17 protein-coding genes are annotated in these 23,489 nt (G+C 44.7%); 4 read left to right on the forward strand and 13 right to left on the reverse strand.

Annotated features, from left to right (window positions below; genetic code table 11):
• Nucleotides 1-57: 57 nt before the first annotated feature.
• The 3 genes from EIZ39_RS07810 to rpoE all read right to left on the reverse strand — a co-directional run bounded on the left by EIZ39_RS07810 (nucleotide 58) and on the right by rpoE (nucleotide 2,885).
• Nucleotides 58-423 (reverse strand): response regulator, encoded by a 366-nt coding sequence (locus EIZ39_RS07810; protein WP_129199222.1) that lies wholly within the window; start codon nucleotides 421-423, stop codon nucleotides 58-60.
• Between the two features lie 114 nt (nucleotides 424-537).
• The gene (locus EIZ39_RS07815; protein WP_129199224.1) at nucleotides 538-2,139 is read right to left on the reverse strand and encodes a CTP synthase; all 1,602 of its coding nucleotides are present in this window, start codon (nucleotides 2,137-2,139) and stop codon (nucleotides 538-540) included.
• Nucleotides 2,140-2,348: 209 nt separating this feature from the next.
• Nucleotides 2,349-2,885 (reverse strand): DNA-directed RNA polymerase subunit delta, encoded by a 537-nt coding sequence (gene rpoE, locus EIZ39_RS07820; RefSeq protein WP_164984967.1) that lies wholly within the window; start codon nucleotides 2,883-2,885, stop codon nucleotides 2,349-2,351.
• A gap of 154 nt (nucleotides 2,886-3,039) precedes the next feature.
• Here rpoE and EIZ39_RS07825 point away from each other — a divergent pair, with 154 nt between their 5' ends.
• On the forward strand, nucleotides 3,040-3,894 hold the full coding sequence (locus EIZ39_RS07825) for a hypothetical protein (protein ID WP_129199228.1): 855 nt from the start codon (nucleotides 3,040-3,042) through the stop codon (nucleotides 3,892-3,894).
• A 283-nt stretch (nucleotides 3,895-4,177) separates the two neighbouring features.
• Here EIZ39_RS07825 and icmF read toward each other — a convergent pair whose 3' ends face one another.
• From icmF to EIZ39_RS07860, 7 genes are all read right to left on the reverse strand, one after another.
• A complete protein-coding gene (icmF, locus tag EIZ39_RS07830; RefSeq protein WP_129199230.1) occupies nucleotides 4,178-7,426 on the reverse strand; it encodes a fused isobutyryl-CoA mutase/GTPase IcmF in 3,249 nt (1,082 codons plus the stop codon).
• Between the two features lie 25 nt (nucleotides 7,427-7,451).
• Nucleotides 7,452-8,087: a TetR/AcrR family transcriptional regulator gene (locus EIZ39_RS07835; protein ID WP_129199232.1), complete on the reverse strand. Its 636-nt coding sequence runs from the start codon at nucleotides 8,085-8,087 to the stop codon at nucleotides 7,452-7,454.
• 144 nt (nucleotides 8,088-8,231) lie between these two features.
• Nucleotides 8,232-9,374: an acyl-CoA dehydrogenase gene (locus EIZ39_RS07840; protein ID WP_129199233.1), complete on the reverse strand. Its 1,143-nt coding sequence runs from the start codon at nucleotides 9,372-9,374 to the stop codon at nucleotides 8,232-8,234.
• Between the two features lie 25 nt (nucleotides 9,375-9,399).
• Nucleotides 9,400-10,542 carry an acyl-CoA dehydrogenase gene (locus tag EIZ39_RS07845; RefSeq protein ID WP_129199236.1) on the reverse strand — a complete coding sequence of 381 codons (1,143 nt, stop codon included), beginning with the start codon at nucleotides 10,540-10,542 and terminating at the stop codon, nucleotides 9,400-9,402.
• 23 nt (nucleotides 10,543-10,565) lie between these two features.
• Nucleotides 10,566-11,417 carry a 3-hydroxybutyryl-CoA dehydrogenase gene (locus EIZ39_RS07850; RefSeq protein WP_129199238.1) on the reverse strand — a complete coding sequence of 284 codons (852 nt, stop codon included), beginning with the start codon at nucleotides 11,415-11,417 and terminating at the stop codon, nucleotides 10,566-10,568.
• Nucleotides 11,418-11,447: 30 nt separating this feature from the next.
• On the reverse strand, nucleotides 11,448-12,632 hold the full coding sequence (locus tag EIZ39_RS07855; protein ID WP_129199240.1) for an acetyl-CoA C-acetyltransferase: 1,185 nt from the start codon (nucleotides 12,630-12,632) through the stop codon (nucleotides 11,448-11,450).
• A gap of 183 nt (nucleotides 12,633-12,815) precedes the next feature.
• The gene (locus EIZ39_RS07860) at nucleotides 12,816-14,891 is read right to left on the reverse strand and encodes a (Fe-S)-binding protein (protein WP_129199242.1); all 2,076 of its coding nucleotides are present in this window, start codon (nucleotides 14,889-14,891) and stop codon (nucleotides 12,816-12,818) included.
• A gap of 194 nt (nucleotides 14,892-15,085) precedes the next feature.
• On the opposite strand from EIZ39_RS07860, the gene EIZ39_RS07865 reads away from it, so the two are divergent.
• Entirely contained in the window at nucleotides 15,086-16,771 is a 1,686-nt protein-coding gene (locus EIZ39_RS07865; RefSeq protein ID WP_129199243.1) for a methyl-accepting chemotaxis protein, read from the forward strand.
• A gap of 108 nt (nucleotides 16,772-16,879) precedes the next feature.
• Here EIZ39_RS07865 and kamA read toward each other — a convergent pair whose 3' ends face one another.
• Both kamA and EIZ39_RS07875 read right to left on the reverse strand, forming a co-directional pair.
• On the reverse strand, nucleotides 16,880-18,259 hold the full coding sequence (gene kamA / locus EIZ39_RS07870; protein ID WP_129199245.1) for a lysine 2,3-aminomutase: 1,380 nt from the start codon (nucleotides 18,257-18,259) through the stop codon (nucleotides 16,880-16,882).
• Nucleotides 18,260-18,804: 545 nt separating this feature from the next.
• Complete coding sequence (locus EIZ39_RS07875; RefSeq protein ID WP_129199247.1) at nucleotides 18,805-20,232, reverse strand: sigma-54 interaction domain-containing protein; 1,428 nt, start codon at nucleotides 20,230-20,232, stop codon at nucleotides 18,805-18,807.
• Nucleotides 20,233-20,413: 181 nt separating this feature from the next.
• On the opposite strand from EIZ39_RS07875, the gene EIZ39_RS07880 reads away from it, so the two are divergent.
• On the forward strand, nucleotides 20,414-20,710 hold the full coding sequence (locus EIZ39_RS07880) for a HesB/IscA family protein (RefSeq protein ID WP_129199249.1): 297 nt from the start codon (nucleotides 20,414-20,416) through the stop codon (nucleotides 20,708-20,710).
• Between the two features lie 242 nt (nucleotides 20,711-20,952).
• On the opposite strand, the gene gltC is transcribed toward EIZ39_RS07880, so the two are convergent.
• Nucleotides 20,953-21,864 carry a glutamate biosynthesis transcriptional regulator GltC gene (gene gltC, locus EIZ39_RS07885; protein ID WP_129199251.1) on the reverse strand — a complete coding sequence of 304 codons (912 nt, stop codon included), beginning with the start codon at nucleotides 21,862-21,864 and terminating at the stop codon, nucleotides 20,953-20,955.
• A gap of 231 nt (nucleotides 21,865-22,095) precedes the next feature.
• Between gltC and gdhA the strand changes: the two genes are divergently transcribed.
• A complete protein-coding gene (gene gdhA / locus EIZ39_RS07890) occupies nucleotides 22,096-23,478 on the forward strand; it encodes an NADP-specific glutamate dehydrogenase (protein WP_129199253.1) in 1,383 nt (460 codons plus the stop codon).
• The last annotated feature ends 11 nt before the right edge of the window (nucleotides 23,479-23,489 follow it).

Consider the following 23,489-nt stretch of genomic DNA (forward strand, 5'->3'; position numbering starts at 1 on the left):
AAATGGTTCTTTCTTTAACAGGATGGGAAAGACATGTTGCTTTCCCAGGAGTTGTTCTTACACAGCCAATTGGCTCTTAACCGCCAATCTAAGTTCATCAATGTCAAACGGCTTGGTGAAATGGGTAATAGCGCCAAGTTCAGTGGCTTCCTTTATCATGTCCAGTTCACCGTATGCAGTCATCATGATAACCTTAATGCTCTTATCAATCTTTTTAATTTCCTTCAATATCTCGAGTCCATCCATCCCTGGGATCTTCATATCTAAGATTACCAAGTCAGGCGATTGCTTCGTCACAATGTCCAGAGCTTCCTTACCGTTGGCTGCTTGGAAGGTTTCGTACCCTTCCTTGCCAAACACTTCATAAAGAAGCACGCGAATTCCATACTGATCGTCTACAATAAGTACCTTGTTCTGAGACATACCTGCTGTTCCTCCTCTATGACGTGATTGGAAAACGAGTTCCATCTTTTTTTCTAAACACCATCTCTTACATTCGTCGTAGAGGTAGAAAATTCCTGCTAAAAAAATCTGAATTTATTGCTTTAATTGCTTAGAAGCTTGTACAAACTTACGGAATAACGGTTGTGGACGGTTCGGACGAGAGGTAAACTCCGGATGGAACTGTGTAGCCACATACCATGGATGATCCACAACTTCAATGCACTCTACTAAGCGTCCGTCAGGAGAAGTTCCACTGAAACGGAATCCAGCCTTCTTCATCTCTTCACGGTACTCATTGTTAAACTCGTAACGGTGACGATGGCGCTCGTAGATTAAGGTACTCTCGTAAGCATGATAAACTAAGCTTTCTTCTTCCACCTTGCAAGGAGAAAGGCCTAGACGCATCGTACCCCCAAGGTTTTCAATATCCTTTTGTTCTGGTAGCAAGTCAATGACCGGATACTTCGTATCAGGGTTAATCTCCGAACTGTTGGCTCCCTCGTATCCCAGGACGTGACGAGCATACTCTATGCAGGCAATTTGCATACCTAGGCAAATCCCAAGGAAAGGAACTTTATTCTCACGAGCAAAACGAGCAGCAGTAATCTTCCCTTCCACTCCGCGATCACCAAATCCGCCCGGTACTAAGATTCCGTCCACATCTCCCAACATTTCCTGAACGTTGTCCGGAGTTACCTCTTCGGCATCCACCCACTTGATATCTATATCTGTTCCATTATCAAATCCAGCATGGTATAAGGCTTCTGCTACGCTGAGATAAGCATCGTGAAGCGCTACATACTTACCAACAATGGCAATTCGAGTCGTATCTGTAAGATTCTTAACCTTACGGACTAACTCCTCCCACTCGGTCATATCCGGTTCGCCTGCCTGCAGACCCAAGTGTTTCACCACATAGTCATCTAAGCCTTGTTCCTTCATCATTAACGGAACTTCATATAGCGTCTCCGCATCGCGTGCTTCAATAACCGCCTTCGGATCGATATCGCAGAACAGTGCTAATTTATCCTTCATATCTTGAGAGAGAGGCTGCTCTGTTCGGCAAACCACGACATTCGGTTGAATTCCTAAGCTGCGAAGCTCTTTTACACTGTGCTGAGTAGGTTTCGTCTTTAATTCTCCTGCAGCAGAAAGATAAGGAATCAAGCTGCAGTGGATGTACATCACATTTTCCCGACCGATATCGCTCTTAATCTGACGAATCGCTTCTAAGAATGGTAAGCTCTCGATATCCCCTACCGTTCCCCCGATTTCCGTCAAGACCACATCCACATCTCCTGTACGTCCAGCACGGAACACTCTCTCTTTAATTTCATTCGTGATGTGTGGAATAACTTGAACCGTTCCACCTAGATAATCTCCACGGCGTTCCTTATTAATGACAGAAGAATAAATCTTCCCTGTTGTCACATTGCTGTTGGAATTCAGGTTAACATCGATAAAGCGCTCGTAGTGGCCCAAGTCCAAGTCCGTCTCTGCTCCGTCATCGGTAACAAAAACTTCTCCATGCTGATACGGACTCATTGTACCTGGATCAATGTTGATGTACGGATCTAGCTTCTGCATCGTGACCCGCAGTCCTCTGTTCTTAAGCAGTCGACCTAACGACGCTGCCGTAATACCCTTACCAAGAGAAGAAACAACTCCTCCCGTGACGAAAATGTACTTTGCCATAGCTACCCCTCTTTTCTGCATGATCCAACATGTCATTAGTTTCTATCTTTTGCAAGTTAAACAAAAAAAAAACAAAAGATACTCCCAAACCTCTAAGTCGGTAAGGGGCACTTTTGTTTCTTATTTCTTTCGATACCATTAATTAGCCCATCGAGAATTCTACATAAGGAAACAACTTGTTGTCAAGGAAAAATTAACTTAGGTTGAGCCTATTTATCGTCGTCCTCTTCGTCGACGTCATCTCCCTCTTCATCATCGGCAAATTCATCGTCGCCTTCCTCTTCGAACTCGCCATCTTCCTCTTCTTCAAATTCTAGGTCTTCTTCTTCTTCAACCTCTTCATCATCTACTTCTTCGTCTTCATCAGGATTATCGTAGTCCTCGATCTCTGTGAAATCTTCATCTGTAATTTCTTCATCATCGAAGCCATAATCATCGTCATCATCATCGATACCCTTCGCTCTTGCCAAGGCCTCAATGGATTCTTCAATCGCCTCTGTAGTGTACCACTTCTTGAGTCCCCATTCACCGGCGCTGATACAGATGAATCGGCCATCCAGGTTCATCTCCGTATATACTTGCGGAACAAGCTCCATTAGTTCTTCATCGGTAAGCCCCTTTAAGTTGGCTGCATCCTTAAAGATTTCCTTGTAGTTCATGGTCTTGCTTGCACGATCTAATACCTCGTAAGAAATATCTACAAGAGCAACTTCCTGCCATTTGTCCTGCTCTGTTTGATTTGCCAAGATCCGCACTTCCCTTCTAGAAAAAATTCTATTCATCTAGTATTCCTATTTTTATATAAAATAGTACTAGTGTCAAACATTTCCTCGCATCTTTTTCAGTTTTATGTATGGTACAATATCAAGTATATACAATAGAGTTGAAAAAGGAGTTACAATGACGTACAGCATATACTCTTCCATAGGCTCTACATTTGGTAAACTGCTCAAGGCAAAATCCAAGCCTATTATCCTGTCTAAGACTGTTTCCGAGCGACCTGCCCCCTTTCTTCAGGGCTTTGCTCCTGGTGCAACCACTATTAAAGCACTCGAAGAGGGTGTCATTGACGAGATCGCCGAAGATGTATTCGAGACGATTTTCACTCTTAGCTTAGATTATAAGGGACTAACCTATACCGTAACCATTAGCGAGGCCAAGGACTGCTGGATCCTGAAGGACATCCGTCACACAGGAAAAGTCATTCGGGAAACCTCTCGACCTCGTCCAACTAGCCCAAAGAAGAAGAAACCTGTATTAACCTTATCCTTTTTTCTTTTGATCCTGATTTCCGTCTCGGGCTATATTTATGAATTTAAATTGAATAAAGAACATGAACCGGAGTCTAATCCGACGGTATATGAGGCCTTTTCTTCTAAAGAGGAGCCAGAGTCTCAAGAGAACATCATTGAACCGCAAGAAGCCGAAGTTGACAAGCCCCTAAGCGACTGGGAAAAAGAAAAAGCTGAACTAGAAGCGAAGATTGCCTCCCTTCAACAAGAAAATGAAGAGCTGAAGAAGCAGTTGACAGAAGCGATACCCTTTACGTTCGAGCCCGGAATGAATGCCCTTCAACTGGCACAAGCTGTCCAGGACGCAGGTCTAGTAGCCAATGGACAGGAATTTAATGAGTCCCTTGTTAAGTTCGGTGCAATTGAACATCTTAGTCCGGGAACCTACCTTGTCGTACCCGGTTCTAGCCATGAGCAACTTATTGAAGTCTTCACCAGAGGGGTAATTAAGAAAATTAATTAGGGATTCCTACGTTCGCGGACATCAGGTACCTTATTTGGGTAAAAACGGCTTGGAATTAAGGTCAATCGGACATACGTTCCTTTATTTGTTAAAAACACGCGCTCTTTTACCTGTTTTGGAGCAAATAGCGGATTCTGTGTCCGGAAAAACTATCCACGAGAGGATTTCTAGGAAGATAAAGGTTCCTATGTCCGACTCATCCTTAGCCTACTCTTCCCCTTTTCTTTTTCTCCTTTTGGCAACAGGTTTATACAAAAGCTTGGCGCCCGCCAAGCTTTTTCCGTTACATATTCCTTCGATACTGCCCTCCTACTTCGTATAGAGCCTTCGTAATCTGGCCTAAGGAAGCCACTTTCACCGTCTCCATCAATTCCGCAAACAGATTCCCATTTGCACGAGCTGTGTTTTTCAAGCGTTCCAAAGCAGCCGGCGCCACATCTTTATGCTGTTCCCAGAAGGACCGAAGATTGCGAATTTGAGTTTCCTTTTCTTCTTCCGTAGAGCGAGCTAATTCAATCTCATAGGCACTTTCATCCGCAGTCGGATTAAAAAACGTGTTCACCCCGATAATCGGCAGCTCTCCCGTGTGCTTCTTGTGCTCATAAAAAAGAGATTCCTCTTGAATCTTCCCCCTCTGATATTGGGTTTCCATCGCACCTAAGACCCCTCCGCGATGATTGATCCGCTCAAACTCAGCCATCACGGCTTCCTCTACCAAGTCTGTAAGCTCATCGATAATGAACGACCCTTGCAGTGGATTCTCATTCTTCGCTAACCCGAACTCCTTATTAATAATCATCTGAATCGCCATAGCCCGTCGCACAGAATTTTCTGTTGGAGTTGTAACGGCTTCATCATAGGCATTCGTATGCAGCGAGTTGCAATTATCATAGATGGCAATCAACGCTTGCAGCGTTGTGCGGATATCATTAAAGTCCATTTCTTGGGCATGGAGGGATCGACCTGAAGTCTGAATATGGTACTTCAACTTTTGGCTTCGTTCATTCCCATTGTACTTGTGCTTCATCACAGTAGACCAGATTCGACGAGCGACACGCCCGAGTACAGTATACTCTGGGTCAAGGCCATTACTAAAGAAAAACGATAAGTTCGGAGCAAAATCATCAATGTGCATACCTCGGCTTAGGTAATACTCCACAAAAGTAAAGCCATTCGCAAGGGTGAATGACAACTGAGATATCGGGTTTGCTCCGGCTTCAGCAATATGATAACCGCTGATGGAAACAGAATAATAGTTGCGAACCTTCTTTTCGATGAAGTACTCCTGTATATCTCCCATCATTTTCAAAGCAAACTCGGTAGAGAAAATACAAGTGTTTTGTCCTTGGTCTTCTTTTAAAATATCAGCCTGAACCGTGCCCCGTACGACACCTAACGTATCATCCTTGATCTTTTCTGCCTCTTCCGGATGGGGTTCGCGACCGTTCTCCTGCACAAACCGCTTGAGTTGCTGCGTAATAGCTGTATTCATATACATGGCTAGGATAATAGGAGCTGGACCATTAATCGTCATCGATACACTTGTAGAAGGGTGACAGAGATCAAACCCTGCAAACAGCTTTTTCATATCATCCAGTGTGCATACGCTTACACCACTATTGCCAATTTTCCCATAGATATCAGGGCGATAATCCGGATCTTGCCCATATAGAGTCACACTATCAAATGCTGTCGATAGCCGCTTGGCTTCCTCACCCTCACAGAGAAAGTGAAATCGACGATTCGTCCGGTCAGGTGTCCCAACACCCGCAAACATTCGCTTCGGATCCTCATTCGTTCGCTTGAACGGAAATACTCCTGCCGTATACGGAAAGTAGCCTGGCAAATTTTCCTTCATTGCCCACAGCAACAACTCACCCAAGTCCTCATATTTGGGCAAGCTAATCTTTGGAATCTTATTGCCTGAGAGCGTCTCGGTAAAAAGCTCGGTAATTAACTTTCCATCCCGAATCTGAGTGATAAATTGATCCTTCGTATAAGCTTTCTTCAGTCTTGGCCAGCTTTCAAGGAACTGTTTGCACTCAGGGTGAAGTTTACCCTCATAAAAAGCAATCATCTCTTCTAGCTTCGATACAAATTCTGCATCCCCAGCAAAAAGCTCTCGAGTCCCGCGCAACTGAAAAAGCTTACGAGCATATCCCACTTGCTCTTCAGTAAACTTCTTATACTGGCGAATCGTATAAACAATCTCTCCTAAGTACTGTACTCTCTCTGGAGGGATAATCATGTTTTTCTTGGTCACTTTACTAACCTTCGCATCTAGAGAAGTAGACCAGCTTCCCCCTACCTTTGTCTCTATCGTTTTCATGAGGTTGGCAAATAAAATATTCGTTCCTTGATCATTAAACTGGCTGGCAATCGTACCAAAAACAGGGACATCTTCATCTGCCAAATCGAATACATTACGGCTTCTCTTAAATTGCTTGCGCACATCGCGGAGAGCATCTTCAGACCCTCGTCGTTCAAACTTATTGATTACGATCAGGTCAGCATAATCAATCATATCGATCTTCTCCAGCTGAGTAGCCGCCCCGAACTCGCTCGTCATCACGTACATCGAGACATCCACTAGATCCACAATGCTGGAATCCCCCTGACCAATTCCACTCGTCTCCACGATAACGAAATCATAGCCTGCTGCTTTAACGATATTTACCGCTTCCTTGGTGGCAGCACTCAGCTCACTCTTAGAGCCCCGTGTTGCCAGACTGCGCATATAAACCCTAGGGCTGTTAATTGCATTCATACGAATTCGGTCGCCAAGCAAGGCTCCACCTGTCTTTTGCTTGGAAGGATCCACCGAAATAATCGCAACGGATCGATTAGGGAAGTGTTCAAGGTAACGTCGAACTAACTCATCTGTTAAAGAGCTTTTCCCTGCTCCTCCTGTTCCTGTTATTCCAAGTACAGGGACAGTAGCAGCAACCATTTCTTGAATTTTCTCTAACGTGGTTGCTAGTGTATCATCCGGCTTTTCGCCTTCTGCTAATTCTTCTGCTAATGTAATTAGACTAGCGATCGCTCCCCAATTCTGCTCTTTAAGCAGCTCTAACGCTTGTTCCAGCTGTTTCGGTGTGGGTCGGTCTGACTCGCGCACCATATGATTAATCATCCCTTGCAGGCCTAATATCCGGCCATCGTCAGGAGAAAAGACCTTCGCAATCCCATACGCATGGAGCTCTTTCATCTCGGACGGGATAATGACTCCGCCCCCACCTGCGAAAATCTTAATATGGCCCGCTCCCTTTTCTTGAAGCAAATCATACATATACTTGAGGTACTCGACATGTCCACCTTGATACGAGCTTACAGCAATGGCTTGTGCATCCTCTTGAATTGCAGCGGTCACAATCTCATCAACGGCCCGATTATGTCCAAGATGAATGACCTCCACACCAGAGGCCTGCAAAATTCGCCGCATGATATTTATCGAAGCATCATGACCATCAAATAATGCAGCAGCCGTCACAAAGCGAACATGTTGCCTTGGGCGATAGATCTCTGTTTCCATCCATAAGCCACCTCACTCTTCCCTGCTAATTCTTCACTGCATGAACCTCGTTTAACAGCAGACTGGTCTGGATGTCCACGTATTGCTCCAATGTGTAGTGCTTGCGCAGAGCCCATCTGCGGAACGTCCACATTTCGGCGAAGACGACAATATTGTGAGCCATTAATTTTACAGCTTCCGGATGGATATGAAGGGAGCCGTCAGAAATCCCTTTCAATATAATACGTTCGAAAAATTCAGTTATTTTTTCTTCTCGATCTAGCACATATTGCATGGGTTCGCTTGGGAGAGATTTAATTTCTTGATAGATCAACAACACCTTGTCATCCACGTCATCCATCACATGAAAAATTCCCTTGATCGCATGTCGCAATGTTTCGGCGCCTGTGCGAGACTCTACCATCGCTTCCTCCATTTTCTTTTCCACTTCCGAGTGGATAGAATCACAAACCAAATACAACACATCTTCCTTGGATTCAATATATTCATAAAGCGTTCCGATACTAAAACCGGATGCACGCGCAATTTCTCTTGTAGTCGTCTTGTGAAAACCTTTAGATATAAATAAATTAACAGCCGCTTCGACAATCTGCTCTCTTCGTTTTTCTACTAATTTTTGATCCTTTACTAAGGATGGAATGCTTTTTCTACCGCTAGTCAACCTCTTTTTCCCCCTCTTTTCTCTTATTTCTTCGACTGAGCGTTAGGTCGTATATCCACTATACCCCTAACCAACTCGAGAAGCCAAGGGGGTATTAGCATTTACCAGAGGGAGGGTACCTAAAAAAAGTCCCCCTCCCAGTCGTTAATCTTTTAAAAGATAATTAGAAATGACGATGCGTTGAATCTCATTCGTTCCCTCATAGATTTGCGTGATCTTCGCATCTCTCATAAAACGCTCAACGGGATATTCACGCGTATACCCGTACCCCCCAAACACCTGCACCGCTTCTACCGTCACTTCCATCGCTATGTCTCCAGCAAAAAGCTTAGACATCGCTGATTGCAATCCGTAGGACAAGTTTTGATCTTCACGCCAAGCCGCTTGATAGGTGAGCAAGCGAGCCGCCTCAATCTTGGTGGCCATATCTGCAAGCTTGAATTGAATGGCTTGCTGCTTCGCAATGGGCTTGCCAAATTGGTTTCGTTCCTTCGCGTATTCAAGCGAAGCGTCTAAGGCTCCTTGGGCAATTCCTAGAGCTTGAGCCGCTATCCCATTCCGCCCTCCATCTAAGGTCATCATCGCAATCTTAAAGCCCTCTCCCACTTGCCCTAACAGATTCCCCTTGGGAACGCGACAGTTTTCCATAATCACTTCTGTTGTAGAAGAGGAACGAATGCCTAACTTCTTTTCTTTCTTTCCTACAGAAAAGCCAGGAAAATTTCTTTCTACGATGAATGCCGCGATGCCTTTATGCTTAAGGGCTGGGTTGGTTTGGGCAAAAACAACAAAAATATCGGCATGGCTTCCATTGGTTATAAACATCTTGGAGCCGTTTAAGATGTATTCTTCTCCTTCCAAGACTGCTGTCGTCTTCATTCCCGCAGCATCCGAGCCTGAGCCCGCTTCCGTTAAGCAGTAAGCTCCCATACTGCGACCTTCGGCCATCGCTCGCAAGTATTTTTGTTTCTGCTCTTCCGTTCCAAACTTATAGATAGGCCAACAAGCAAGAGAGGTATGTGCGGAAAGTGTCACTCCTACGGATGAATCCACACGAGATAGCTCCTCAATGGCAAGGACATAGCTTAAGTAATCAAACCCTGCGCCGCCGTACTCCTCCGGCCACGGGATTCCACACATCCCAAGCTCCGCCATCTTGTGCCAGATGGCCATATCCCATCTCTCCTCTTCATCCCTCTCAGCTGCTGTCGGACCACACTCATTCACGGCAAAATCACGGACCATCTTTTGCATCATTTGATGTTCTTCCGATAATAAAAAATCCATGAACTTCCCCTCTCCCCCGCTGAATTTAATTCTCTAATAGATACTTAGAAATAACCAAACGCTGAATTTCATTCGTTCCTTCATATATTTGAGTGACCTTAGCATCTCGGAACAGTCTCTCAACCGGATATTCGCGAGTATAGCCATACCCGCCAAAAACTTGAACAGCCTCAATCGCCGACTTCATCGCTGTATCGGTAGCAAAGCACTTGGCCATAGAAGCCTCTTTTCCACACTTCAAACCTCGATTTCGCAGATCTGCTGCGCGATACACCAATAGTTTTGCCGCTTCTACTTGAGTAGCTAGGTTGGCGATCTTAAACGCAATAGCTTGGTTAGAAGCAATTGGCCTTCCAAACTGCACGCGATCCTTGGCATAACGAACAGAGTATTCCAAAGCCGCCTCGGCTATCCCGAGCCCTTGTGCGGCTATTCCAATACGGCCATTGTCCAAATTAGACATCGCGATATGAAAGCCTTCTCCCTCTTCCCCCAACAGATTTTCAGCTGGGACTACAGCATTTTCAAAGATCAACTCGCATGTATTCGAACCATGCAACCCCATCTTCTTCTCTTTCTTCCCTACCTTAAAGCCTGGAGTGTCTTTTTCCACGATAAAAGCCGAAATGCCTTTTACTCCAATACCTGGGTTAGTCACAGCAAAGGTGATATACACATCCGCAGCGCCTGCATTTGTAATAAAGATCTTTGAGCCATTTAGGATGTAGTTATCCCCTTGCTTCACCGCTGTTGTCCGCATCCTTACCGCATCAGAACCAGAACCAGGTTCTGTTAATGCAAACGCCCCAATGAAGTTCCCAGCAGCTAGTTTGGGGATGTATCTTTTCTTTTGCATTTCCGTCCCGAAGTACAGTATGGGATTCGTACCAACCGAGGTGTGAACAGATAGAATAACTCCCACGGTTGCACTGATCTTCGAGATCTCATGGATTGCAAGAATATAAGAGGTGAAGTCCATACCTGCTCCACCGTATTCTTCAGGGATAGGAATACCCATCAGGCCGTATTCCCCCATCTTGCGTACCAATGCCAATGGGTACTCATCCGTCTCTTCCATATGTTGAACGATTGGGGCTATTTCGTTTTGGGCGAAATCTCGGACCATCTTGCGCATCATTTCTTGTTCATCTGTAAACGCGAGTTCCATATCCGTTTCCCCTTTCGCATGCATTATTCGTAGATATAGAACCCTCGGCCAGACTTTTTCCCTAACCAACCTGCCTTGACATACTTTCTAAGTAATGGGCATGGTCGATACTTCGAGTCTCCTAACCCATCATGCAACACTTCCATAATGTAAAGACATGTATCTAAACCGATAAAATCAGCTAACTGAAGAGGTCCCATGGGATGGTTCATTCCAAGCTTCATCACCTCATCTACTGCTTCCGGAGTGGCCACTCCTTCGTGAACGCAGTAGATCGCCTCGTTAATCATCGGCAACAGGATCCGATTGGACACAAAGCCTGGAAAATCATTGACTTCGACCGGGACTTTCCCCATTTTCTTGGATAGATCCTCTACCGTTGCATACGTCTCATCTGAGGTTGCCAGTCCACGGATGACCTCAATCAGCTTCATGACCGGTACCGGATTCATAAAGTGCATCCCGATCACTTTCTCCGGGCGACGAGTTACTGCGGCAATCTCGGTAATGGGCAGAGATGACGTATTGCTTGCTAAAATCGCATGAGAAGGACATATTTCATCTAACTTTTTAAACAGCTCTCCCTTAATTTCCATGTTCTCAATAACAGCTTCTACGACAAAATCCACTTCCCTGGCATCGTTGATGTCCGTGGATGATTGCATCCGTGTCAAGATGGCGTTTGCTTCTTCTTGCGTTTTTCGACCCTTAGAAACATCGCGTGAGAGGTTTTTCTTGATACCCGCTAGACCCTTCTCTACAAATTCTAGTTTCAGATCGTTAAGTAAAACTTGAAGCCCAGCCGCTGCCGCTACTTGGGCAATACCACTCCCCATCTGACCTGCACCAATCACCATTAGTTTTTCAATTCGCATTTAGTTTGCTCCCCTTTGTACCGATTCGTTTCAAGCTTCTACTTTAACTAAAATAGCGTCTCCTTGTGCAGCTCCGCTGCAGATCGCAGCGATTCCAAGCCCTCCACCACGTCGGTGCAACTCATAAACGAGCGTAGTAACAATTCTAGCTCCACTCGCTCCGATCGGGTGCCCGAGAGCAATGGCTCCACCGTTTACATTTACTTTTTCCGGGTCCCATCCAACGATCTTTCCACTAGTCAACGTCACGGCTGCGAAGGCCTCATTGACTTCAAATAAATCTATCTCTTCTAAGCAGTATCCCGTCTTCGTTAATAACTTCTGGATCGCAAGTCCAGGCGTGGTAGCAATATAAGGGGCTTCTTGACCTACGGCAGCATGACCCAGTATTGTAGCTAGAGGTTTCTTTCCGAGTGCTGCTGCTTTCTCCTCCGACATGATGAGGAGAGCCCCGGCACCATCATTAACTCCAGGGGCATTCCCTGCTGTGACCGTACCATCCTTGACGAAAATGGGTTTCAGTCGAGCTAGACTCTCTAAGTTCGTATCCTTTCTCGGAGCCTCATCCGTATCGATAACCAGCGATGGCCCCTTTCTTTGCGGTATGGTCACAGGGACGATCTCTTCTTTAAACTTGCCTTCTTCTAACGCACGAACCGCTCTCTGATGGCTGCGTAGGGCCCACGCATCCTGATCTGCACGTGGTATACTGTACTCCGCGGCCACCGTACTTCCGTGAACAGCCATATGTAGATCCGTAAAAGCACAGGTCAATCCATCGGAAACCATCAAATCCTTCAACGTCGCATCCCCCATGCGGGCGCCCCAGCGACCATTCGGCATGGCATACGGAATGTTGCTCATACTTTCCATCCCACCAGCCACAATGACTTCAGCATCACCCGCACGAATGATTTGATCGGCCAGCGTAACCGCGCGAAGTCCAGAAGCACAAACCTTATTTATGGTTTCCGTCTGAACTTCCCAAGGGAGTCCAGCCTTGTGTGCGGCTTGTCGAGAGGGGATCTGCCCGGCGCCAGCTTGCACGACCATTCCCATAATAACTTCATCCACATGATCTCCAACGAGTCCGGCTCGTTCTAACACTTCCTTAATTACAACTGCCCCTAAATCAACCGCAGACAGATCCTTCAAGACCCCGCCAAACTTTCCGAAAGGTGTTCTAGCCGCACTAACAATCACGCTTTTCGTCATGAGTTTGCCCCCTCTTATCCGCATTCGAACCCATTCTGACTGACCGCTCATTCACCTGTTGTTAAAGAGGAAAACCTTTGACCGCGCTCGCTTAACATAGCGATATCCACGGCCAAGTTTTCCACATCCGTTCCTATTAAGGCGCTTTCTCCCTTTATTATACATCCAGAACATTCCAAATTTCTATAACGATTTTTCAACTATTTCGGCAATATCTAATGTTTTCACTTGTTCTTCCATTTCTTTCGCTTTCGTACCATCACTTAACATCGTGAGGCAATATGGACAGTTGCTTCCAATCGTGGTGGGGTTTAACCGAAGAGCCTGTTCCGTGCGTTCCACATTCACGCGCTTTCCTTGCGTCTCTTCCATCCACATCATGCCGCCACCAGCACCGCAACACATAGCATCCTCCCGGTTCCTCTCCATCTCTAGCACTTCTACGCCTGGAATGGATTTTAAAATTTGTCGGGGGAGATCAAAAATGTCGTTATAGCGTCCCAAGTAACAGGAATCATGATAGGCAATCGCTTCCTTTACTTGTTTCGTAGGTTTAATTCGTCCTTCTTTTATTAACTGATAGATTAGCTCGGTATGATGATAGACCTCTGCCTCAAGACCAAATTCAGGATACTCATGTTTAAACGTATTATAGGCATGAGGGTCAATCGTGACGATTTTCCTCACCTCACAAGCCTGAAAATTTCCGATATTTTCTTGAGCAAGCTGTTGGAATAAAAATTCATTCCCCATCCGGCGAGCGGTATCACCCGAATTGCGTTCATCGTTTCCAAGAATCGCAAACTTTACGCCTGCCACATTCATGATTTTCGCGAAAGATTGAGCAATCTTTTGACTCCGCTTATCGAACGCTCCCATCGAGCCTACCCAAAATAGATATTCAAACTCCTCTACTTCTGCCACGGTTGGCACTTCGATGTCCCGCCGTTCGTCACGCCACTTAATTCGCTCTTTTCGGTTGATCCCCCACGGATTACTTTGCCTCTCAATGTTCTGGAAGTAACGAGTTGCCTCATGCGGCATAGTCCCTTCCGTTAATACCAAGTACCTGCGCATATCCACAATTTTCTCTACGTGCTCGTTTGCCACTGGACATTGATCCTCACAATTGCGACAGGTCGTACAGGCCCAGAGCTCTTCTTCTGTAATGACATCGCCAATGAGATTCACATCGTATTCTAGAGCTTCTACTGCTGAGCCTTCACTCGTCGCTGCCACTTCTGAAGCTTGCATAGCCAGATGATTACCTTTGTTGTTAGGGAAAGCAAAGTTAGGCATCCAAGGTGTTCGGGAGGTTACCACCGCCCCTTTTTCCGTAAGGTGATCTCTCATCTTTACGATAAGATCCATAGGGGATAGCGTCTTGCCCGTTCCCGATGCGGGGCACATATTAGTACATCGTCCACACTCCACACAGGCATATAAATCAATCAATTGATTTTGGCGGAAATCTTCAATCCTTCCTACCCCGTAAACCTCCTGTGTTTCGTCTTCAAAGTCAATAGACGTAAGTTTTCCAACTGGTTTGGTATCACGAAGAGCCACATTCACTGGAGCAAACAAGAGATGAGCGTGCTTGGATTGTGGTACGTAGACCAAGAAGGTAAGCAAGGTTAACAAGTGCACCCACCAGAAAATATAAAACAGAACAGCTCCTGCCTCTGGACTCATCGAGGAAAACAGGCCAGCGATAACAGATGAGATCGGAGCAAAGCCAAGGAATCCTTCATAACCTATCCAAATTTGCTCGAAGGCAAGAGATAGGAAAATGGACAACATTAGTACAGTTAAGAAGATAATTACTAATCCGGACTTCAATCCGCGCTTTAAACGTGGAAGCTTCTCCACATATCTTCGATAAAAGGCATAGCCCACTGCCAATAAGACAAGGAGCGTCGTAATTTCTTGACTCATGCTAAAGAAATGATGAGCTCCTCCAATAGGATATGTAAACCCCTTCACAAACCCTTTAATAATCAATTCTATGGCTCCGAACTGTAAAATGATAAACCCATAGAACATGATCACGTGCATGAGCCCGCTCTTAGGATCCTTCATAAGCTTCTTCTGCCCGAATACATTAACAAGAATCTCATGAAGACGTTGTTTAGTATCTTGCTTTAGATCTGACTTTTTTCCTAATTTAATGAACGTTACGCGGCTATATATAAGATGAGCAAACAAATAGACAGCGTAACCCGTAACAGCAAGGAAGACGATAAAATTAATAAAAGCCAATCCATTTCACTCCTTTAATTTTCTGATTATGAACACTATATCAAATTAATTAACAAAGTTGAATGATCATTCATTTATGTAATCCATTTTTTTCCTACCATAAGTGTTGAAAAGTTTTAACAAATAACAGACTTCATTTTCTTTATAATGAATGATTACAAGGGTTGGTTTTTATTTATGGGGGAGAGATTAATATGGCCAGATTAACAAGGAAGCTCATTCTATCATTTCTTTTTATCGTAGCGCTGATGTTGGGTGTAGGGGTATACTCTATGTTCACCGCCTATACCATTAACGAAAACGGGGAGAAAATGTATCAAAATCAGCTCCTTCCGATGTCTAAGCTAGGGAAAATAAGTAAATTCGCCGAGAATACAAGAGTTCAAATGTTGCAGGCCATTTTAAATGAAGACCCGGCCACGACAGAACAAGCGGCCAAAAATCTCGTGGAAATTAATGAGCTTATAGTAGCTTATGAGAAAACGACCATGAGTATGGCGGAAAAAGAAAAATTCGAAGAATTTAAAGGAGCTTGGGGAGAGTTTTCAGAACGGGTAAATCTAAACATCGGATTGATTCGTAAGGGTGACTATCCGGAAGCCTTCGAGGGAATTAAAAAAGGAAGAGAACCATTTACTAAAGCAAGTGTTGCCCTTTTAGAATTAATGGATTTAAACGAGCAGGCGGCTAACCAAGCCCTTCAAGCCAACAATGTTAATTTTAACACTTCTACTATCATATTAGGGGTGGTCATTTTGTTTTCTGCTATTCTAGCTGTGTTCATCGGTTGGATAGCCGGAAGGAATATCTCCCTTCCTATAGTAAAACTCTCAGAAGAGGCAAAACGAATCTCAGGTGGAGATTTAACGGTTGAAGATATCTCTGTCAAAAATAAGGATGAAATTAAAGATTTAGCGGATTCCTTTAATCTTATGGTTCAAAATCTTCGTCAGCTAGTGGGTACAGCTAGAACTTCCGCAGAAGAATTGGCTGCGGCCTCTGAGGAGATGGCTGCCTCTGCTCAAGAAGTAACCGCTGCTGTTGGTGAGATTTCCACTAGTACGTGTGACGTCGCCCAAGCAGCTGAAACCGGAAATCAGTCCGTAGTTGATGCTTCCAAAGTATTGTTAGAGTTATCATCTTTAATCCAAATCGCTAAACAAAAAGCAACTGAAGCGCAGCACAATTCCGAATCCACCTATTCTACGGCTACAAATGGAAAACAAATTGTCGATCATACTATCCGGAAGATGGATAGCATCCAATCCCGAACTCTCCAGATGGAAGAACTGATCACAACCTTAAATCAATATACCAAAGAGATTCAGACCATCACCAACATGATTACAAGTATCGCAGCCCAAACCAATCTGTTAGCTTTAAATGCATCCATTGAAGCGGCGCGAGCTGGGGAACATGGCCGAGGATTCGCTGTTGTTGCCGACGAAGTGCGTAAACTTGCCGAACAGTCCAACGACGGAGCAAGTAAAGTATCTGAACTCATTAACAAGGTTTCCAAAAGTATGGTGGATGTCGTTTCTTCTATGCAACAAAACCGCTTAGAAGTAGAAGAAGGCACTCAAATTGTATCTCAAGCTGGGCTTGCCCTAGAAAACATTTTAACAGCTGTTGATGATGCCTTATCCCAAGTAAATGGTATTCGAGACATCACCACAGCTGAAGTAGCCACATCGGAGAAAATCGTGGAACTGATCAACTCTCTAGCTAACGTAATTGAACATACGGCAGCCAACGCGGAGCAAGTATCAGCATCCATCCAAGAAACCTCTGCTGCGATGCAAACCGTATCGGCTAGCGCTGAAGAAACGAGCGCCATGGCCTCCGAGTTGAAGAGAGCAGTGGATTATTTTAAAGTGTAACTTTTACTATAAGGGGGTACCAGAGTTAGCCCTGGTACCCCCTTCATTTGAAATAGATCAATCTGTGCCTCACGAGTTCAATATCGGCCAACTGGGAGCTAGTTCCTCTTAAGAAGACGCTTTTTCCTGATCATCTTTATTCTTTAGCTTCATCTTCATTTCGTCTCGCTTTTCTCTACGATCCTTCAACGAACTATGACCTTCCTGCGAATGATAATTTTCTCGCTTGCTCATCCGCCTTAGCCCCTCCGGCACTAAGTTAAACTGGTCATCATTCATAAGGGCTGCAATACCGACGGTAGGCTTAGGCTCCTCAATTCCATACACCTTATTGAAATATGCGTCCGCTTTCCCTGTGACATAGTTCTTAGGTTCAGGGTAACTAGTGATCACACCTTCGAAATTGCGCAGAACCACTTTTTCTGGACTTTGTGAGATCATGTAGTTTGGCTGAAGCGTAATTTTCCCCCCGCCTCCTGGCGCATCTACCACGAAGGCCGGCACAGCATAGCCAGATGTGTGGCCGCGTAAATTTTCAATGATCTCTAAGCCCTTTGATACAGGTACACGGAAATGCCCAATTCCTTCAGACAAATCGCATTGGTAAATATAATAAGGGCGTACTCGGATTTTTACGAGGTCATGCATGAGTTTCTTCATGATATGAACACTGTCATTGACACCTGCCAGGATAACAGACTGGTTTCCTAGAGGAACTCCTGCATTCGCAAGCATTTCACAGGCCTTCTTGGCTTCAGGGGTAATCTCAAGTGAGGTGTTAAAATGAGTATTGAGCCAAACAGGATGATACTTTTTCAACATATTACAAAGATCTTCTGTAATTCTTTGCGGGAATACGACGGGCGCGCGAGTCCCGATCCGGATAATTTCAACATGAGGGATCGCTCTAAGGTTACGAATGACATATTCTAAAATCCGATCGTTAACTAACAGCGCGTCGCCTCCAGATAACAATACGTCTCGGACCTCAGGATTATTTCGGATATAATCAATGGCTGCATCCAGCTGCTTCTTAGGTACACCCATTCCCACTTGACCCGAGAATCGACGACGTGTGCAATACCTGCAATACATCGAGCATTGGTTTGTGATAAGGAACAGCACTCGATCGGGATAGCGGTGAGTCAATCCCGGTGTTGGAGAGTCCTCATCTTCGTGAAGTGGATCCTCTAAATCGTACTTTGTTTTCATAATTTCTGCGGAGATGGGTACTGATTGCTTACGGATGGGGCACTCTGGATCATCTGGATCCATAAGAGAAGCATAATAAGGGGTAATGTTTAAAGGAATGGTCTGTGTCGAAATGCGGACACCCTCCTCTTCCTCAGCCGTTAAGTTTACGACCTGCTTTAATTGATCAACCGTTCTTATCGTATTCGTTAATTGCCATAACCAGTCATTCCATTGCTCTTCCGAAACATCCTTCCAAAGATTAACTTCGCTCCAATGTCTTCTCTTCGTTAACATCTCGCATCATCCTCCTTGTTTTTAGTTCGCTGGATGAAACACCGGAATATAGATCTTAAAAATAATTATGCAAAAATCATGCCAATTCAAACTCCAAGACAAATAAAAAAACCTGAGCTCTTCCTCTATTTACATAGAGGTTAGAGTACCCAGGTTTCGCCAGTGACGACTCACCCTAAACCATCTTGCGATAGTCTACCCCTGGCCCATTTGAGCCAGCGGAAGTCCCAGTCTCCTATCCTGCCCATTTTTCAATACAGCTCTCAGCTTATGTACAGTCTCCTAAGATAATCGTCACTAACATCGATCCGTCCTTCATTTATGTGATAGATAAAGGGCATACCCATGCTCGCAACGGACTGCTTACTCACTGTATCTACTTCATGTTTGAAGAATTGATTTGTTCACAAGCTTCATTATACAAGGTGGAAGAAAAAGGAACAAAACGCTCCACTCGTCATTTCCAGTCTTTTTCCACTTTTATCCCTATTATATAAAGATAACCCTTGATATCCTTAAAAATATTTAAGAATCCTCTTAGATCCTCAAGAATCCAGCTTAGATAACTTATACTGAAGGGTTTGACGTGGAATGCCTAGTTGCTTTGCTGCTTGCATAATATTTCCGTCCGTTTGCGCAAGTGCTGTTCGAATCATCTCTTCTTCCACCCTCTTCACCGCGTCGGGGAGAGACATATTGTCTTCGAATTGAGGAAGGGTTGGAATGGAAGTCTGGTTCACAGGACGGACTTGCTGCAGATAAAACGGCAGGTCGTCCCGCTCAATCCGATCCCCCTCTACTAGGTTCATGGCAGCCTCAATGGTATGTTCTAATTCTCTCACATTTCCTGGCCACTCATGTTGCAGAATAATCGCCTCTGCCTCTTTACTAACCCCAGTAACTAATTTTCCAAAGAGATAATTGAACTTTTGTATGAAATGATGAATGAGGATCGGAATATCCTCTTTCCGTTCTCGTAAAGGAGGGATAGGAATAGCAACAACATTCAGACGATAAAAAAGATCCGAACGAAGTCGATTTTCTCTCACAGCCAATTGCGGATCCTCGTTTAGTGCAGCGATAATCCGAACATCGATTGTTGTCTCTTGCATACCTCCCACCCTGCGCACCCGACTCTCTTGAATAACGCGAAGCAGCTTGGCCTGGAGCTCAAGCGGCATACTATTAATCTCGTCTAAAAACAAGGTCCCTCCATCTGCCAGTTCAAATAGGCCCGGCCGATCTTCCGCTCCGGTGAAGCTCCCTTTCGTCGTTCCGAACAGGATTCCCTCTAACAAAGTAGTAGGCAAAGCTGCACAATTCTGTGCAATAAAGGCTGCGTTGCTCCGCGGGGAGGCATTATGAATGGATTGAACGACTAGCTCTTTACCTGTTCCGGTTTCCCCCATAATGAGGATGGGTGAGGGAGTTTGTGCTGCTTTTTCCCCCATTTGCTTTAACTCCTCCATCTTACGGCTCTGACTAATTAAGTCCGTGAACCGATATTTGGCTCCCGATTCCCCCTTGGATCCTTGCTTTTTCTTTCCTGGCATTTGAGTTTTCTGGGCAATCTGAGCCTGAAGATCGACCAATTTCTCGGAGAGCTCCTTCACCTTAGAAATATCCTTTGCCACCTCGACTGCCCCTACGAGCTGTCCATCCACTCGGATGGGTAGGGTTGTATTCACGGTAATTACCTGGTTACCCTTCTTATTGGTATATCGTTGATGCTGATGGTAGATGGGATCACCATTTTCGATTACCCTAAGCAAGGTGCTTGTCTCTACGTTTAAAGATGGAAATACTTCAAGCAGATGATGGCCCATCACTTCTTCAACCGACAGCCCGTCCAATTTAGCCGCTACATGGTTGTAGTAAATGGTTACCCCCTTTGCATCCACCACATGTATCCCTTCATCAATCGCTCCTAGTATAGCTTCCAGCATTTCATGTGTGACTGGTTCCTGCCGCATCTCGTGGTGTACCCCCTTTTAGACAAGCTGCTGAGTTCTCATCTGCAGTGCCGGTTATCCGGCATCTTTCTTCACATTAACTATAGTATAAGGGAATAATTGGTTCAAGTGTTCTATCCGTTTTGTTTTACTTTTGTTATTGCGTTACAATAGCCATATTAACCATAAAGGAGCTTCCAAAATGAAATGTACCCTAACGGATAATGCCGTAACAAAGATTAAAGAAATATTGGCTGGAGTCGAAGATAAAGAACTCAAGCTGCGTGTCTATGTTTCTCATGCCCATGGAGACCATGCCCATTACGGCCTAGGTTTAGACAAGCCAAGTGAAAAGGATGAAGTCGTTGAAGCCTCTGGCCTAGAAGTAATTCTTGAGAAGGGGAATGAATTCTTAGATGGAGTAATCATCGATTACAACCCAGAGCAAGATAATTGGTCCGCCACTAATCCAGACAAAGGAAACCATGGAGATCATTAATTGCAGGTTAGGGGGAGCCATCACAGAGGCTCCCCTCCTCTTCTTAGCGGACATCAGGCATCTTAATTGAGTTAAAATCGTTTCGAAGTGATTTTGGACGGACATACATTCCGCTATTTCGCTCATATACGCACCTCGGACACTTTTTTTGAGTATATAACGAACTCCTTGTCCGCTTAATAGACGCCTATCCATTTTTTGTATGAAATAAGGTATCCCATGTCCATTTCATACCGCGGAGCCTAAAAGTGGTTATCAAATCCCCCTAAGCGAGTAAAGAATTTTTTCAAAAACTCATAGAAAAGCTGTTCTGTAGGCAATAAACCTCTATCATTTGGAATAATAACTCCCACCGTACGGTCCACTCGGGGCTCGCTAATCTGCAGCTTAACCGTTGAACGCGGCAGGCTGTCAATTAACGTGATTTCTGGAACCAGAGTGACTCCTAGTCCAGCTGAAACCAATCCCTTTATCGCATCAATATCTTCCCCCTCAAACGAAACCTCCGGAGCAAATCCAACTTCCTGACAAGCGTTGACCACCATCTCTCGCAAAATATAGCCACGTGGGAATAATACGAAAGAATCCTCTCTCAACTCACTTAGCTTTAGGGAACGTTGACCTGCTAGAGGATGATTAGACGGCAGCAGAGCTACAATCCTTTCCATAAATAAGATATCACCCTTGACCTTCTTTTCTCTCTTCGGAAGAGGGGCAATCAGAGCCATATCCATCTCTCCCTTAATAACCGACTCAATAAGGCCGTGATAAGTACCTTGGCGAAGTTGAAATTTCACCTCCGGATGCAGCTCTCGAAAAGCTGAAATGGCGGTAGGTAGGGTATATGCCGCCAAACTACTAGGAAAACCGATGCGAATCGTTCCCTTTTCAGGATCTAAATATTCTTCTACTTCCCGCTTCGCATTCTCGATAATTTTTATAGCTTCCTCCATATGAACTAAAAAACGTTTGCCGATAGGCGTTAACCGAACATTACGCCCTTCCCTTATAAACAAATCCACACCTAACTCCGACTCTAAGTTGAAGATTTGCCGGCTGACAGCAGATTGGGCGACATGTAAAGCATTGGCCGCGTCCGTCACGTGTTCTCGATTAGCCACTTCAATAAAGTATTGTATCTGCCGAAAATCCACTGCTTATCCACTCCTGTTTTCCCAATTCATATCAATATGGCATTAATATCATCTAATCTATGAATTGATTCGATTAATTAACCATTATAAAATACAGGTAGAGGTAAGCAAAGTGAAAATTTAAGAAATTTATCATTAGCACTATGTCTATAACGGAGTCTGATTAGGTTTCTAATCATGTACTTATAAAAAAAGAGAAAAAAAAGATGAGATAAGGGAGAATGTGGGATCATGGCAACTTTAATTGAAGTGAAACCGAGCGAATGGCAAGTAGCACAAGCTTATGTAGCGGAAGTTTATGAAACGGTAAAGAAAAGAAATCCAGGTGAAAGCGAATTTCATCAAGCAGTAAAAGAGATCTTTGACTCTCTTGTTCCCGTTTTTGCTAAACATCCTAAATATATGGAACAAGGTATCCTTGAGAGAATCTCCGAGCCGGAAAGAATGTTTACGTTTAGAGTTCCTTGGGTTGACGATCAAGGAAAGGTACAAGTAAACCGCGGTTTCCGTGTTCAGTTTAATAGCGCTATTGGACCTTATAAGGGAGGATTGCGTTTCCATCCTTCTGTTAATGCCAGTATCATCCGATTCCTCGGATTTGAACAAATCTTTAAGAACTCTCTTACCGGACAGCCGATTGGCGGAGGTAAGGGTGGATCTGACTTCGATCCGAAGGGAAAATCAGACGGAGAAGTTATGAGATTTACCCAAAGCTTCATGACGGAGCTCTCTAAGCATATTGGTCCGGATCTTGACGTTCCTGCCGGAGATATCGGAGTTGGCGCTAGAGAGATAGGCTATATGTTTGGACAGTATAAGAGACTTCGTGGAGCATATGAAGCAGGAGTCCTAACCGGTAAGGGCGTTGGATACGGTGGAAGCCTTGCTAGAACAGAAGCTACAGGATACGGCACTGTCTACTTCGTGGAAGAGATGCTTAAGGATCAAGGCCTCCGCTTCAATGGAAGCACAGTGGTCGTCTCTGGATCTGGTAATGTATCCATTTACGCTATAGAGAAAGCCACCCAACTAGGTGCTAAGGTCGTTGCCTGCAGCGATTCCAATGGTTATATCTATGACAAGAACGGCATCAACCTTGATACTGTGAAGAGACTAAAGGAAGTAGAGAGAAAGAGAATCAGCGAATATGTAAAAGAACATCCACAAGCTCAATATTTCGAGGGTTGCTCAGGAATTTGGTCTATCCCATGTGACATTGCTCTTCCTTGCGCGACTCAGAATGAGATCAATGATGTGGCTGCGAAGATCATGGTATCTAACGGGGTGAAAGCCGTTGGAGAAGGAGCTAACATGCCTTCTTCCTTAGAAGCTATTGATGTGTTCCTAAATAACAAGGTACTATTCGCTCCAGCGAAAGCCGCTAATGCGGGTGGCGTAGCTGTATCCGCACTAGAAATGGCTCAGAACAGCATGAGATTGTCTTGGACATTCGAAGAAGTAGATGCTAAGCTTCACGAGATCATGATCAACATCTACAGAAACAGCGTGAAGGCAGCAGAAGAATACGGCCACCCTGGAAACCTCGTCGTAGGAGCTAACATTGCAGGCTTCTTGAGAGTAGCGGACGCAATGATCGTTCAAGGGGTAATCTAATAATATAAAAG

This window comes from Ammoniphilus sp. CFH 90114, assembly GCF_004123195.1.
Classification (GTDB): Bacteria; Bacillota; Bacilli; order Aneurinibacillales; family RAOX-1; genus YIM-78166.

What these genes read in the sequence shown, in the direction of transcription:
- EIZ39_RS07810 (WP_129199222.1), bottom strand. Translation starts at nt 423, where the DNA reads ATGTCTCAGAACAAGGTACTTATTGTAGACGATCAGTATGGAATTCGC.
- EIZ39_RS07815 (WP_129199224.1), bottom strand. Translation starts at nt 2,139, where the DNA reads ATGGCAAAGTACATTTTCGTCACGGGAGGAGTTGTTTCTTCTCTTGGT.
- EIZ39_RS07825 (WP_129199228.1), top strand. Translation starts at nt 3,040, where the DNA reads ATGACGTACAGCATATACTCTTCCATAGGCTCTACATTTGGTAAACTG.
- icmF (WP_129199230.1), bottom strand. Translation starts at nt 7,426, where the DNA reads ATGGAAACAGAGATCTATCGCCCAAGGCAACATGTTCGCTTTGTGACG.
- EIZ39_RS07840 (WP_129199233.1), bottom strand. Translation starts at nt 9,374, where the DNA reads ATGGATTTTTTATTATCGGAAGAACATCAAATGATGCAAAAGATGGTC.
- EIZ39_RS07845 (WP_129199236.1), bottom strand. Translation starts at nt 10,542, where the DNA reads ATGGAACTCGCGTTTACAGATGAACAAGAAATGATGCGCAAGATGGTC.
- EIZ39_RS07850 (WP_129199238.1), bottom strand. Translation starts at nt 11,417, where the DNA reads ATGCGAATTGAAAAACTAATGGTGATTGGTGCAGGTCAGATGGGGAGT.
- EIZ39_RS07855 (WP_129199240.1), bottom strand. Translation starts at nt 12,632, where the DNA reads ATGACGAAAAGCGTGATTGTTAGTGCGGCTAGAACACCTTTCGGAAAG.
- EIZ39_RS07865 (WP_129199243.1), top strand. Translation starts at nt 15,086, where the DNA reads ATGGCCAGATTAACAAGGAAGCTCATTCTATCATTTCTTTTTATCGTA.
- kamA (WP_129199245.1), bottom strand. Translation starts at nt 18,259, where the DNA reads ATGTTAACGAAGAGAAGACATTGGAGCGAAGTTAATCTTTGGAAGGAT.
- EIZ39_RS07875 (WP_129199247.1), bottom strand. Translation starts at nt 20,232, where the DNA reads ATGCGGCAGGAACCAGTCACACATGAAATGCTGGAAGCTATACTAGGA.
- EIZ39_RS07880 (WP_129199249.1), top strand. Translation starts at nt 20,414, where the DNA reads ATGAAATGTACCCTAACGGATAATGCCGTAACAAAGATTAAAGAAATA.
- gdhA (WP_129199253.1), top strand. Translation starts at nt 22,096, where the DNA reads ATGGCAACTTTAATTGAAGTGAAACCGAGCGAATGGCAAGTAGCACAA.